This window comes from Streptococcus sp. GP0011 (genome assembly GCF_030546305.1).
Classification (GTDB): Bacteria; Bacillota; Bacilli; order Lactobacillales; family Streptococcaceae; genus Streptococcus.
On record NZ_JAUONR010000013.1, the window covers coordinates 14,419 to 28,836 of the forward strand.

A 14,418-nucleotide genomic window follows, 5' to 3' on the forward strand; every position below is an offset into this window, starting at 1 on the left:
AGGTAAATCATGAAAATGATAGATATGGAGAAATTGAAACTCCTGAAAATAGGAGGAATCCTTATAGGAGCTGTGCTAGTTCTAGGATTCGTATTCTGGATTGGAGCAGCAACCTCAGCGCAAAAGAAAGCTAAACAGGATGCTGAAACTACTCAACAAGAAACCAAAGCAGAGGGAAGCGAACTAACGCAAGAATATGTAAAGGAATTTTTGACGGCTTACTTCAATAAGCAGGATCTTGGAGAAAATAGAAATCGCTATTTGCCCTATATGACAGAAGCTGCTTACAATCAGGAAGTGAACTCTGAAGAAGAACCAACGGTACAAACCTATAAGGGCTATGTAGTGGATACACAGATGAAGTCTTCTACCATCTACATCGATCAAGAAAATAATGTTGCCCTAGCTCAAGTGAGATACACTCAGACACAGTTACAGAAGAAGTATGATTATACTAACGCCCAAACAAACGTAGGATCTTCAAGAACCATACGGATTCGCTTCAGCAAGCAAGATGGGAAATACCTTGTAAATCATATTGATCCTATTTTGATTGTGGACAGCTTGAACGCCAGCGAAAAGGCGAGTATTCCATCGTTAAACAAACCAATCAATAACCAAACACAAAGCACAGAAGGGAAAAAGGAACAATGACAAAATTAGAAACTTTGGAAAAACAAAAACAGAAAGCGGAAAACCGCTTAGCTGACTATATGTCCAAGGCCAAGAAGGAAGAAGAGAAACTGCAGCAGCTAGAAACTCAAATCATTCTGGCCAAGCATGAGGAACGATCAAACTACTTGGCTGAACATAATTTAACCTGGGCTGATATTAAAGCAGCTCTTGCTGAAGGAAAATTGAAAGGAGCTGAAAAACATGTACCGTTTAACCAATCTGACACAAAACACGACCACAACGTATAAAAATCGGGATCTTGTGTATCAAGCGCTGGAGCGAGAAAATGCTAAGGTTAAACACCAGGAGGCAGAAGCCGTTTTATTGGTAGAGGAACTGGATAAAAAGAATGTAGTGGTGTACCAAGAAGATGTCTATTTGCCGTTTGAAGGGATCGCAGATAGCCTCTTCCTGAAGCCTGGTATGGTGAATAACAAGGAAGTTGCACCAAAAGAAGCAAAAACCTCACTCTTTAAGCGCCAGACTAAAACAAAACATCTAGAGAAGACTCCTGAAGAGAAAGCTGAAGCCTCTTCCTTGAAACATGAAACTCCCAAACCTCCAACCTCTTCTAAACGCTCTTTTTGGGTGTATTTAGGAAGAGTTCTGGTGTTGTTTGGTCTAGTAGGAAGTCTGACACTTGCTGGCTTATCATTTACGCTAGTTTACCATCAAGAAAAGCAACTCTCGGCCGTATCCAAGGAACTTTCAAATCTAAAAACCATTCAGTCAAAAACAGGGGAACTAGATGCCTTTTCACGTTACTTTTTGCCAGCCCTTTACTCTGATAAAGGGAAAATGGCTGATTTCGTAGCTCCTCAATTAACGATAGATAGACAAGCAGGTCAACTGCAGTCTGTGATTTTGGAATCTAGCTTGATTGTTGATGAAGCAACTTATCAGCTAACCTATGTAGTAGCCGTGAAAGACGGTGAGAACAGAAGTCAGAAACGCTTGGTAGTTACTGTGAAGGAAGAACCTTCAGCGCCTTACGGATTCCAGGTTATTGCCAAGCCAGAACTATCCAATTATCCAAAATAAAGGAGGTCTTACATGGATCAAGAAAAAGTCAGTCATTCTCTGGCTTTAAAAGGAAAAGTTACCCTGGAGATGACGATACAAGCTCTGTATGCCCTCGCAAAAGCCCATTATGACAAGAAACAACATAAGGCGGCAAATCAAACTTTTGAAGGGGAGACACGTTTTAATGATTTTATGGCCACAAAATCAAAAAAAGATGTCGAGAAGTTATTAAATAGTGAAGTTCACTTGGCTAAGTTGAAGCATTACCTAGAGGAACATAAGGTAGGTTTTACTTATCATCAAAAAGATGATACAACCTATCTCTTCTTTGAAACAAAAAATCGTCCCCTGGTAGAAAAGGCTCTCAAAGATATGTTGGCAGACATCACGAAAAGCCCAGAAAAATTGGAAGAGTTTGCGAAAAAGGTGCTGAAGAAACCACATGAAATGACTCCTGAAGATAAAATCAATTACTATAAGACAAATAAGGTCTATAAAGGAATGATGCCAGTTGTTACGAAGGAGATTGGGAAGGAGAAGACACGATGATTAGAAAACCTATATGGCCCTACCTGGTGGTGGGGCTATTTTCATTTGTTATTTTCCAGTCCTTTTACCATTACTACCAACTTTCGACTGCAGCAGTACCTTTCATGGGAATGTTGCGACTTCGTTGGTTGCTAGAACACTGGGAACGCTTCTCTTTTGGTGTTTTCTTTGATTCAGGAGCCTTATATGCAGGGTTGATCGGATTTGGCTTCCCAATGCTTGTCTATGCTTCTATGGATAAGAATTTATATCGTCAGGGAGAAGAGCAAGGTAGTGCTCGTTTTGCGACTTTGAAGGAAATGAGACGGTTTGAAGACGTTGATTTTGAGAAGAATATGATTTTTTCAAAACAAGTTAAAATGGGCCTATTTAACTTTCGCTTAGCCTACAATGTTCAGCTCAATAAAAATGTGATTGTCATTGGTCTTCCAGGAGATGGTAAAACCTTTACTTTTGTATTGCCAAATTTAATGCAGTTAAACTCAAACTTTGTGGTGACGGATCCTAAAGGAAACCTGGTACACCAGGTTGGAAAAATGCTTGAGAAAGCTGGTTATGCTGTTAGAATCTTTGATTTGATTCGTCTCAAGAATTCAGATCGGTTTAATCCTTTTCATTATATGAAGTCTGAGCTAGATATTGATCGCATCTCTGAAGCAATTACTGAGGGAACGAAGAAGAGTGAGCATACTGGAGAAGACTTCTGGGTTCAAGCAGAGTTGATGCTGCAACGTGCATTGATTGGTTATCTCTATTTTGACTCGAAGGATCCTGAAACTGGAGTCCAGTTATATATGCCAAACCTGGGTCACGTTGCGGATCTATTAAGAAATATGTATCGAGAGGATCCAGATGTACCAAGTCCTGTCGAGCAGATGTTTGAAGAACTGAACGAACATCAACCTAACAATTATGCTTATAAACAGTGGAAATTATTCCAAAACTTCAGAGGTGAGACAAGAAACAGTGTGGTAGCGATTTTGTCTTCTCGTTATTCTATCTTTGACCATGAAGATGTACGAAACTTGATCAGTGAGGATACCATGGAAATGGAGACCTGGAATACGAAAAAGACAGCCGTTTTTATTGCTATTCCTGAAACCAATAACGCCTTTAATTTTCTTTCCTCAATCTTGTTTGCGATTGGTTTTGAGGTTCTCACACATAAGGCTGATGATATTCTGCATGGGAAAGTACCTGGCTACAGTAGAAAAAATCTTCGACACATTCAGTTTATCTTCGATGAGTTTGCACAAATTGGCCGTATACCAAACTTCGCCCAGGTCCTCTCTTCTATTCGTAGTCGTGAGATGTCTATTAAGATTATCATCCAAGCTGTCAATCAGCTAGAATCACTTTATAAAAGTGATTGGAAGACCATCTTTAATAACTGTGCTACTCACCTATTTTTAGGGACAAATGACAAGGATACGATGGAATACTATTCTACAAGGGCAGGTAAGCAGACTATACGCACTCGATCCACCTCAAAATCGCATAGTTATCGTAATGGCTCATCAAGTGAAAATAAACAAATTCAAGGCCGTCCACTTCTAACTCCAGATGAGGTCTCAAGAATTGGGGTAGAAGAAGGACTGGTTTTTATTTCTAAACAAAATGTCTTCAGAGATAAAAAAGCAATTGTCGATGATCATCCCAGAAAAGATGAGATTGCAAATTCTCCTGAGGACAAAAAAAACTGGTACGAATACACTCGAAAAGGAACAGACATCGACGGCTTGCTTTTATATGCTAACGATTTGACTCCGCAGCTAAAAGAGTTATTCGTGGCCTAACATACAGAAAGGATAGTAGGATGGAAACACCAAAAATACAATTAGGATACCTGGAGAGTATCTCACAAGTTTTAGCATTAAAGCTAGAAAATTTAGCTACAGAACGTTATGCTATTTGGCAGCTATTCAAACAGGCAGATGAGGAGACTTTCTATCAATTAGCTCCTCATCTTTTTGTGACAACGAGTCAGGAAGATCCAATAGTTGTTAGTGAACTAGATGCAACTCTTGAAGGATATCTTTTATTTAAGGAATTAGTAGAGGAGGAAAGAGTATGCCTTTAACAAAAGCACAGGCAAAATCGCTGGATATTTTAGAAGTAGCTCGTAGCCTTGGAATGGAGATGAAGCGAAAGTCACATCGAGAGTATTATTGGGCCGAGCATGACTCATTTAAGATTGATACTGTCAAGAATACCTGGCATTGGTATTCTCAAAACCTCTTTGGTGATACTATCAATCTCGTGCAACAAATGCAAAATGTCAGCTATAAGGAAGCCATGGTATTCTTAGAGACAGGTTCCTTCCCTGAAGCAAAACCAGTAGAGGAAGAACGTAAACCTTTCAACTATACACTAGCACCTTACGAACAACCATTTGTGGAGGCGAGAACCTATCTCAAGGAGATTAGAGGTCTCTCTGATGATACAATCGACTTCTTCCTTGAGAAGGGAGTATTAGCCCAAGCTAAACGTAAGGATAAAGATGGTGTTATAGAAGATGTCTTGGTTTTTAAATACTTGGACAGAAATCAGCAACTGGTAGGTGCGAGCCTCCAGGGACTTGTTCCTGATCAAGAGCGTCATCCTGGTAAAGGATACTTGAAACAAATCATGTATCAATCAGAATCTATTAGTGGCTTAAACGTTTCTATAGGCACTCCTAAGCGTTTAATTGTGACAGAGGCACCAATTGACCTTATGAGCTATTATGAGCTTCATAAGGGCGAATTAAACGATGTTCGACTGGTTGCGATGGAAGGATTAAAAGAGGGAGTTTTGTCTCACTATGTTCTTGAAATTCTGCAGGAGCGAGGGGAGCTTACGATGGATGAAAGGGATTATACCAAATCTAGCGAGCTAACACGTACCTCTAAATTTTTATCTGTTGCAGCGGAAACATCCACACTTTTCCAAGATCACAAATATGATGATCTCATCACGCTGGCAGTTGATCACGATAAAGCAGGTACAGACTTTATTACCAAACTACGGGAGAAGAAAATCCCAGTTATCGATGCGAGACCGCCAAAACGTGAAGGCCAGGAGAAGACAGACTGGAATGAGATTCTGAAGCAGACCAAGAAACTGGAAAAGGCTGAGGAAATTCAATCATCAAGTCACTTTCCTGATACCAGCCACCTTTCTCCTGAAGATGCAACATGGTTGAAGGAAAACTGGAATAATATAGGTTTTTCAGTGGAGCCTAGAAAACAAATGGTTATTGATTCGGACAAAACAGTGACCTATGAAAAACCTTCCAATCCTCTTGGAGATGGTAGGGAGCCTAAAAAACAAATTCAGAGCACAGAAAAAGCTCCTGAGAACTCTCAGGAGCAAATGAATGATAGGACCAGTGGTGGCACGGGTTCTTTACAGCCTAAAGCTGAAGGCAGTACCTCACCTGTACTTGAAACAAGTACCTTTGAGCAAACTGTTACCAGTCACCCGACATCATCCTATCCTTACTTACAGTTTAGCACAAATTATGATAAAGTGCAACGGAGAACAGCGAATTATCATCCGATTACACCAGCGGATTTAAGACGATTAAATCAATATGCGCCGTCTATCCAAAGTACAGCGTCCTGGTATTTAAATGAACTGGCTGACAGTAAGATCAGCTTTGTTTATGCGGATCATGGAGAGAAGAATGTGCTTCAGGTGACTTTTCAAAAGGATAACTTTATCCATCTTTCAGGGATCAGACCTTTTGAAGAGGGAAAGGGAGCAGCAAATTTCCTAGATGATATTGCCAATGGTCAGGGGCATTATGACGGTATGTTGATTAGTAATGCAATTAAGGATAAATTGCAGGTTCTTCCTATGTTGCGTGATATTTTAGATCCACATTCTTTTGTTTTAGATGATTTGAGCAGTGTTGAAAAGCTTCACAATCTCAATATGAGTGAAGCTATTAAAGCAAAAGATGAAGATTTCTTACTACTTTTTAAAGATATCGGAGATGAAAAAATTCCAGCCTCTCTTATGAAACTCAAGGGAGAGCTTGCAACTAATGTTAAATCGTTGGATGAAAAGATCATTCTCGGTGTTTATAGAGATCGAGATGGTCACATCAAGCAACTTTCAATCAATGAAGAATATGTTAAAGACAATGGTGCAGAAATGCTGTCAGTTTTGAAGAATAAGCAGTTTGAAGAAGTTTCTAAAGAAATTGAACAAACAACGCTAGAGAACACACTGAATAGCCCCCTACTTGATTCGGCTACGTTTACTCAAGTCTTAGATACTGTCTATAATTTAGGTGTGCCAGGTGACCTTTCAAAAACTCCAAAAGAATTTCATCAAGCCTGGAATCAGTATCTTGACTATGCGAAGCAACACAATGATAAATTTGATCAGATTGTTGCTGCAGCTGGAGAAGATCATCTCCTAGATACAAATTCAGACTTTTATAAAGAGTGGAAACAAGATCATATCTATAAGGAGAACTACCATGTACGCCTTCAATGGGCTGAGGAGCGCCCTGATGGGCCTAGATTGCCCTTTAAAGAAACAGAGCTGATACCTTATCAAGATTTTGCTAGAGAGCTTTACAAGGCCAATCAGAGCTTCTATCAGCTATATCAGGAAGGGCTAAAACAAGTGACTGGTGGTCATCCAGAAGCCTACATCTCTCCAACTAAGATCCAGTTTAGTATCTACGCTCCTGATGGTGAACTGATTCAGGATAGCATCCGTTACAATATCGGTGAGGAGATTAACCCCATCGCTCACAAAGAAAGGCTTGGAACACGAGAAATGAGAGAGTACCCAGAATTGATGAAGATAGATGGGGCCATATTCACTCCGTATCATCTGGAGAGATTGGCGAGTGAGTTAGATATTTCTCAGTTCAGTTACGCTTTAGAAGATACTCTTTACGCAGATCAACTTCTATCCCAACTCCCATTTGGAGATTTGGAAAATAGTCCAATTGGATTTACAGATAGTAGTCATGATGCTCGTCTTGGATTTATCTCTTTTGATGGAATGGATAGTGTTGAGGTCGAAAATCTATCTGCTTGGTTTGATAAGTTGGGAGTCAAGGACTCACCTATGGATCAAGTAGCTCTTGTAGAAAAATGGCAAAAAGAAATCAAAAGTTTATCAGAAAAAGTTGAACAAACGATCGCCATAGTTCGAGAAGAATTTGAGAAATCACAAGAGGAAGAAATCAAACTAGAAGAACAAGGCTACAACAAGCAGGAGTTGGAACGTGATGCGGATGCTGACGGTGTTTCTGATGAGGAGGAGTTGCTTCAGGGAACGAATCCGTATGATTTTAGATCGAAACCAGGTTCTAAACCAGAGGGCGAGGAGAGTCTACAAGCGGATGAAATTGTTTTAGCAGCTGGCAGTCTTGCAGTCGCAGATTTTATTAAAAATAAAGATATGGCAGGATTAAGTCGTCATCTTAAAGAAGGGATTAAGGAGTTTCTGGATTCAGATAAGTACAAAGACTATCTAACGAAAATGAGCCAACTAAATAATTATTCTAATCGCAACTTGCGCTTAATTCTTGCACAAAATCCTGAAGCAAGCCAAGTAACTTCTTTCAAACAGTGGAAAGAAAACTTTGGTCGCTATGTGAAAAAAGGTGAGAAGGCTTTACGTATTTTTAAACCTATGACGAAGATCAAAAAGGATGAGAATAACCAACCAATATTGGATAAAAATGGGAAACCAGAAACAGTTACATTCTTTGGTTTGGTACCAGTTTTTGATGTTAGTCAGACAGAAGGAAAGGAGATGCCAAAAGCTGCAGAAGTGAAAGAACAGCTGACTGATTTGGACTATGCAAATCTTTACCGTGCCCTAATGGCTATTGCAAAAGAAAATGATGTATCGGTTCGATTTGAAGAGATGGAAAATAATAAACATGGATATTATTCTGTCCCAGAAAATCAAATTGTTTTACGTAGTAATGAGATGAACAAGGCTCAAATTATTAAAACTTTCTTACATGAAATGGCTCATGCAGAGTTGCATCATGCAGATAATTCTCAAAAAGAAAATCTAACTAGAAGCACTGCTGAACTCCAGGCTGAAAGTGTCGCTTATGTTGTTTCTTCATACTATGGTATTGATACGTCAGAGTACTCCTTTAACTATCTATCTGGGTGGTCTGCTGATAAGGAGACATTTGCTGATTTAGAAGCACAGTTGGATATTGTCCAACAAGAAGCTAAAAGTTTAATGGTTCGGATGGATCAAGCATTGGAACAATTAAGATTGAGCCAAGAGAAACAAACGAAGCGTAGTTTTGAACAAAAACTGGAGAAGTTTAAAGATCAGAGCAAGCAGGCTGTCGAAGATCACAAGCAGGAGTTGAAAGCAGATGCACAATCAAAAAAAGAGAAGGGTTTCTCGAAATGACCGAACGGGACACCCCAAATAAACCCAAGGTCAAATTAAAAACAAATCATCATCAAGGAGGACAACACTCATGACTAATGAACAAGAAGAACAACTGATCATCATCCTTTCAGACTTTATTCCAATCATGGATGGAGACAGAGTTCAAGGAGTATCGCCAAACGCTAAAGACCTGACTCGTCAAAAAGTTCTGGAGCAACTAGAGGAAGAACAGTCTCAATTACCTGAAGGAGATCCTGCTCTTTTGGAGTGGGAAGAAGAAAATATTGAGCTACTCAAGATGATTACAGATGAAGAATTTCAAGCTGTACTCACAGAAAAAATCTTACTGACAGAAATACAAATTGGGCAGTCGATTTTCCAGCCCCTAACTGCTCAACAACTTTCTGTCCTAGCTGAAAAGTTACAAGATCAGAAAGAAAAAAGTGTAGAAAATAGTGATAAGCAATCATCTATTTTCAAAAACATCTTCAGTTGGTTGCGATAAATTGTTAGAGGTTGTACTCCAAAAGATATAGGAAAGGGGCTTGGGGATTTCCCCAAAACTGAGAAAATCAAGAAGGAAAACTACAAGGTTCTCCTTCTCTGATTTTTTTAAATTTCGCAAATGGATATCCATTTGCTACGCTTGCCGGAAGGAAGTCAGGGGCGGATGCCTGGTCAGAAAATGCCAGAGACTTTGAGTGAAAGAGGATAAAAAAATAATGCAGAAACGAGAAAATAGAAAACGCTATATACAAAAATTGATACGACTAACACCAGAGGAAGATCGTCAAATTAAAACGGCGATGGCCCAAATGGGAGTTCCATCTTTTCAATACTATGCGAAGAATCAATTGGTGCAAGGAAAGGTGGTGCAAATTGATTTTTCTGAATTGAAAGACCTTCGAGTTGCTATCAATCGAGTTGGGACGAACATCAACCAAATTGCTAAACATGCCAATGAAAATCAAGGGGTTAGGCCAGAGGAAGTAGCACAAGTGATTGACTATCTATCTGAGTTGAAAGAGATGGTAGCTGCCAAACTTTCTAGCGCAGAAAAACAGAGTCTACAGGAACGGAAACGAACGGTAAGGAGTGATATAGAAGAATGGTAGTAATTAAATCTCCAACTCAAATTAAAACACCAGCTAATCTGAAGAGAGCTGTTAATTATATTCTGAATGAAGCGAAAACTCTTGTATCAGGAACTGCAGAAAGTGATCTTGATTTTCCTCTTGTCTATCATGATGGTGAGCTTCAAATGAAGCTAGTATCTGGCAATGGGATCTCTGATTTTAGCGTAGCAGATGAAGAAATGGTCATGACAAAATTGGCTGCAGCCTTTAAAAAAGGAGATGACGACTTGAAAGAATTATCTTCAGGAAAACAAGTATTAGCTCATCACATTATCCAGTCTTTTTCTCCAGATGATAACTTGACTCCTGAGCAGGTTCATGAAATTGGCCGTCAAACGATGTTAGAATTGACAGGTGGAAATTATGAGTTTGTGATCGCAACCCACACGGATAAAGATCATCTTCATAACCATATTATACTTAATACCACCAATACCTCAACGCTCAAGAAATTTCGCTGGGAAAAGAGAACCTTGAAAAATTTGAGAGCCATTTCGGACAAACATGCGGCACGATATGGCGCTAAAATTATTGAGCCTACTATGAAAAATTCTTATACAAAGTATTCTGCTTGGCGGAGACAAAATAATTATCGGTTTGAAATCAAGGAACGTCTTGATTTTCTTCTGAAGCACTCTTTGTCGTTAGAAGATTTCAAACAAAAGGCAGCTGCGCTTAATCTTCAGATTGATTTCTCTGGAAAATTTGTGAAGTATAAATTGCTCGATCAGCCCCAACAAAGAAATGTCCGAGATGATACATTATCGAAGAAAGGACTCTATTCTCTTGAAAAAATAAAAGAGAGAATTTCTAAGAATCAGTTAGTTTTTGATGTGGAGGAATTGAAAGAACAATATCAAGCATCAAAAGAAAAAACGGCAAATGATTTTGAATTGAAATTGGAAGTGGAATCCTGGCAGGTCGAGCAAGAAAGCAAGCAAGGCATTTACGTGCAGATGGATATGGGAGCTTTAAATAGTGGTACAATTTTAATACCTTCTCATAAAGTTGATAAAAATGAGGATGGAAACTATACCATCTATATCAAAGAGAAAGACTATTTTTATTTTCTCAATCCTGATCAATCTCAAAAAAATAGGTACATGATGGGCTTGACTGTCGCAAGGCAATTGGCCAAACAAAATGGAGAAACACTTGTAACTAAAAACGCTCAAATTTCCTCTATGCGTGAACTGATTAAGGAATATAATTTCTTAGTCGAGCACGGCGTGACAGATGGAACACAATTTCAACATTTGGAGGAGCGCTTTAATGAAAAGATAGAGGCTACCCAGGAGGAATTAAGACAGCTAGATGAGCGACTTGGACGTTATCATAAAATTGAAGGAGCACTTTTAGCCATCCAGCAATCTCCAGAAAATAGTCTTGCGGCGGTACAACTATTGGATGATTTAGGAGTTCCAAAAGATATGGGACTGGAAGATGTCAGTCAACTGATCAAACAATTCCAAATTGAAAAAGGAGCCTTACAAGAGTTCTTTGACGATACTCTAAAACATTACACAGATTATAGAGATATTAAGGAGCACGTGCGTAGTCGTGAAGAGAAAGTTGACCGACGATTTGAGGATGAAAAAGTCTTGTAGAAGTTTCTGATGTTTTCAATATAGTCTTGATTTCAGTACAGAGAGGACAGTCCTCTTTACGTTTGGAGAGATAACCTTTTCTAGGAATTGCTGGCGAAAGGGAGGAGAGACTTCATTGCGAAAATAATTATAAATATAATTATAAACATATTGACAAATATAATTATAATGGTATAATAGAAGTATAGAAAAACAGGAGGATATCAAATGAAGATTATCACATTTGCCGCTATTAAGGTCGGTGTTGGGAAAACAACTTTAACATTTAATTATGGGGAATGGCTGGCTAAAAAAGGGCATAAGGTTCTTTTGATTGATCTTGACCATCAGTGCAATTTAACCCAGTGCTATAATATTTACGAGAGCAAGAATACGATTGCTAATGCTTTTAAAGGTGGCGATGTGGATATTAAGCAAGTCAAGAAAAATATCAGTCTAATTCCAGGTTCAGTTCAGCTTGATACAGTGGAACGAGATCTGGAGAACAGCGATAAGAAAAATATGCTACTTTATCTTTGGCTAGAGGATAACTACGAAAAGAAGAAGTTGGATCAGTTTGACTATATCTTGATTGATTGTAGACCAGACTTTGCGACAGCTACTAAAAATGCTGTTGCGGTCAGTCACGCTATTATTAGTCCCTTGACTCCTTCAGAGTTTGGTTATAATGCCAAATTCAATCTATCAACTCGGTTAGAAGCATTCAGAAAGGATGTAATTGACTATCGTACAAGGGAATCATACATTACTGCTGAGCTATATTTCTTAGCAAATATGATCCGACCGAACTATGGATCATCAAGAGAGTTACTGGAAGCTCTGGGACTTGAAGCTAAAGAGAAGGGAACAGACAACCTTCTAGGCATCGTACCAGCAAAAGAGTTATTCAATCATTCCACGATTGATAAGATCTCTATTGCAGATATGAAGGAGAATCCTGAGCTTTATCAAAAACACAAAAAGTTTTTCGCTGAGCTGGAGCAGACTTTTTCAAAAATTTATGATACAATATAATTATATTTATAAACACAAATACAATTATAAACATAATTAGAAGGAGATTATCATGGCATTTACCCCTAAGGAAAAAGAAATATCACAGATCATTGAAGCGAGCAGCCAACCTGATCGGACTCCAAATGAAGTCGCAGTTGAGTTTGAAAGCTTTGAACGTAAGAAACAATTTCAGTTTACTTTGAAACCAAGCAATCGGAAAAAATTGGATGAAATTGCTAAAGCAGTTGGTGCAAAGTCTGCATCAGATTATCTTGATAAACTAATCGAAAGTTTATCGTTATAAATATAATTATATTTATAATTAAACAACCTTCCCAATAAGGGAAGGCTTTTATTTTTGAAAGAGTCTTGCAGAAAGTTTGTGATGTTTTCAATCTAGTCATGATTTCAGTACAATAGAGAGTATGTTTAGATTTGATGAAAAAGAATTTATCGCAGAACTAGATCGCAAACGTGAGCAGCAATTCCTGAAGCGAGTAAGAGATTATGACGAGCAGATTGCTCCTTCCATGAGACTGAGGGGATATAAGCGGATAGATAGTACAGAGAGGACAGTTGTTTTTACATTTGGAGAGGTGACCTTCTCTAGAAATCGCTGGCGAAAGGGAAAGAAAAGTTGTTATCCCGTAGATGAGTGGCTAGGTCTAGAAAAGTATATGCGTTATTCTCCTGAGTTGATTTTTCACATGGCAAAACACGCTTCTGTTTTATCCTACCGTGAAGTTTGTCGAACAGTTAAGATGGCTTATCGCCTGGAGATAACAAAGGACGCTGTTTTGAAGTCTGTAAAAATGGCAGGCAGACTCTTTTCAGATAGGGAACGCTATCGGCTTTTTAGAGGTGATGAGCAACCGAAAAAAATCCAGGCAGATAAAATCTACCTGGAGGGAGATGGTGTGCTCGTCAAGACAACATCAAGCAATGATGAACGACACAATACAGACTTAGCCCATTTCCTGATTCATACTGGAGCGAAGAAGGTTGGTAATAATCGGTATGTACTAGAGAATAAGCATGAGATTATACATACAAGCCATGAACAAGCAAAGGAAGAATTGATAGACTATCTCTATAATCATTTTGAAATCACTGATCGAACTCTTCTTATCACTAACTCGGACAATGGTAAAGGATATTCTCGCAGAATATTTCAAGAAATTAAGAAGGTCCTACGAATTAAACGTCATGAGCATTTCTGGGATGCCTATCATGTCAATGAAGAACTTAAACGATTCCTGAAGCCGTACCCGTCTACACTACTTGATCTTGCTTTTAAGGCTATCAAAAATCATCAGAAGAGCCTGCTTCAGACCGTACTAGATACAGTTGAATCTCTCATAGAAAGCCAGGAAGCTCTTGATAATTTTTACAATTTTCGTAAGAAATTATTAAGAAATTTCTGTGACACTAGGCCACCTAAACTTAGAGGATTGTCCTCACGTGGTATCGGGGTGATGGAGAGTCAGCACCGAAAAGTCACTTACCGCATGAAACATCGAGGGATGTATTGGTCCATCGAAGGGGCTTGTACCATGGCCAAGATGATTCTTATTGAGCGAATTGATCAGCTACACGAGCTGTTTTTTGGAGCTTGGAGACAAGAGTATGAGGAATTTAGGGATTCGGGATTAGGCGCAGGGTTTCGTATTAACCATAGGCCACACAAAGCTGTTATCAGAAAAAGAGGGCATAAATAATACAAAAAGGCAGACAAAAGCCTCTAAAAAAAGAATTTTTAGAGGTCTTTTTATCATGTTTTTATACAAAACAGTTGCTTTTTTGCCTAATGTGTGTTACAATAATAGAGTAAATATAAAAAAGAAAAAGGTGTAGAAGCAGCAACTTCTACACCACCGATTAAGACAAACCAACACTTTGCTTAATCAGTCAAACAATATTGTAGCATAAATAGTGCAATATAGTCAAGGACTGGAGTAAAGTAAGGAACTTTTTCCAGTTTTTTTGTCTGAAAAATCTCGCTTTCTTATTGAGTTATAAGGATATTTGATTATTCCCAAAAATTTAGACACAAACAA

At 38.6% G+C, this 14,418-nt stretch carries 13 protein-coding genes; all 13 read left to right on the forward strand.

Annotated elements, in window-relative coordinates:
• The first annotated feature begins 9 nt into the window (after positions 1 to 9).
• The 13 genes from Q4443_RS10220 (at position 10) to Q4443_RS10280 (ending at position 14,079) form a co-directional block, all read left to right on the forward strand.
• A complete protein-coding gene (locus tag Q4443_RS10220; RefSeq protein WP_303408362.1) occupies positions 10 to 654 on the forward strand; it encodes a hypothetical protein in 645 nt (214 codons plus the stop codon).
• Entirely contained in the window at positions 651 to 923 is a 273-nt protein-coding gene (locus tag Q4443_RS10225) for a type III restriction endonuclease (RefSeq protein ID WP_070683679.1), read from the forward strand. The genes Q4443_RS10220 and Q4443_RS10225 overlap by 4 nt, the downstream gene beginning before the upstream one ends.
• Positions 877 to 1,716 (forward strand): hypothetical protein, encoded by an 840-nt coding sequence (locus Q4443_RS10230; protein WP_084877373.1) that lies wholly within the window; start codon positions 877 to 879, stop codon positions 1,714 to 1,716. Before Q4443_RS10225 ends, Q4443_RS10230 begins: the two co-directional genes overlap by 47 nt.
• A gap of 12 nt (positions 1,717 to 1,728) precedes the next feature.
• Positions 1,729 to 2,247, forward strand: coding sequence for a hypothetical protein (locus tag Q4443_RS10235; RefSeq protein ID WP_303408363.1), 519 nt, complete (start codon positions 1,729 to 1,731; stop codon positions 2,245 to 2,247).
• Positions 2,244 to 4,043 (forward strand): VirD4-like conjugal transfer protein, CD1115 family, encoded by a 1,800-nt coding sequence (locus Q4443_RS10240; protein ID WP_303408364.1) that lies wholly within the window; start codon positions 2,244 to 2,246, stop codon positions 4,041 to 4,043. Before Q4443_RS10235 ends, Q4443_RS10240 begins: the two co-directional genes overlap by 4 nt.
• A 20-nt stretch (positions 4,044 to 4,063) precedes the next feature.
• Complete coding sequence (locus tag Q4443_RS10245; protein WP_303408365.1) at positions 4,064 to 4,327, forward strand: hypothetical protein; 264 nt, start codon at positions 4,064 to 4,066, stop codon at positions 4,325 to 4,327.
• Positions 4,318 to 8,640, forward strand: a complete 4,323-nt coding sequence (locus Q4443_RS10250) for a PBECR4 domain-containing protein (protein WP_303408366.1) — start codon at positions 4,318 to 4,320, stop codon at positions 8,638 to 8,640. The genes Q4443_RS10245 and Q4443_RS10250 overlap by 10 nt, the downstream gene beginning before the upstream one ends.
• A gap of 70 nt (positions 8,641 to 8,710) precedes the next feature.
• On the forward strand, positions 8,711 to 9,127 hold the full coding sequence (locus Q4443_RS10255) for a hypothetical protein (protein ID WP_303408367.1): 417 nt from the start codon (positions 8,711 to 8,713) through the stop codon (positions 9,125 to 9,127).
• Between the two features lie 217 nt (positions 9,128 to 9,344).
• Complete coding sequence (gene mobC, locus Q4443_RS10260) at positions 9,345 to 9,737, forward strand: plasmid mobilization relaxosome protein MobC (RefSeq protein WP_185774013.1); 393 nt, start codon at positions 9,345 to 9,347, stop codon at positions 9,735 to 9,737.
• Complete coding sequence (locus Q4443_RS10265) at positions 9,731 to 11,365, forward strand: relaxase/mobilization nuclease domain-containing protein (RefSeq protein WP_303408368.1); 1,635 nt, start codon at positions 9,731 to 9,733, stop codon at positions 11,363 to 11,365. Before mobC ends, Q4443_RS10265 begins: the two co-directional genes overlap by 7 nt.
• 207 nt (positions 11,366 to 11,572) lie before the next feature.
• Positions 11,573 to 12,379, forward strand: coding sequence for a ParA family protein (locus tag Q4443_RS10270; RefSeq protein WP_303408369.1), 807 nt, complete (start codon positions 11,573 to 11,575; stop codon positions 12,377 to 12,379).
• 52 nt (positions 12,380 to 12,431) lie between these two features.
• Positions 12,432 to 12,665 (forward strand): hypothetical protein, encoded by a 234-nt coding sequence (locus Q4443_RS10275; RefSeq protein ID WP_061587147.1) that lies wholly within the window; start codon positions 12,432 to 12,434, stop codon positions 12,663 to 12,665.
• A 121-nt stretch (positions 12,666 to 12,786) separates the two neighbouring features.
• The gene (locus tag Q4443_RS10280; RefSeq protein ID WP_303408370.1) at positions 12,787 to 14,079 is read left to right on the forward strand and encodes an ISLre2 family transposase; all 1,293 of its coding nucleotides are present in this window, start codon (positions 12,787 to 12,789) and stop codon (positions 14,077 to 14,079) included.
• The last annotated feature ends 339 nt before the right edge of the window (positions 14,080 to 14,418 follow it).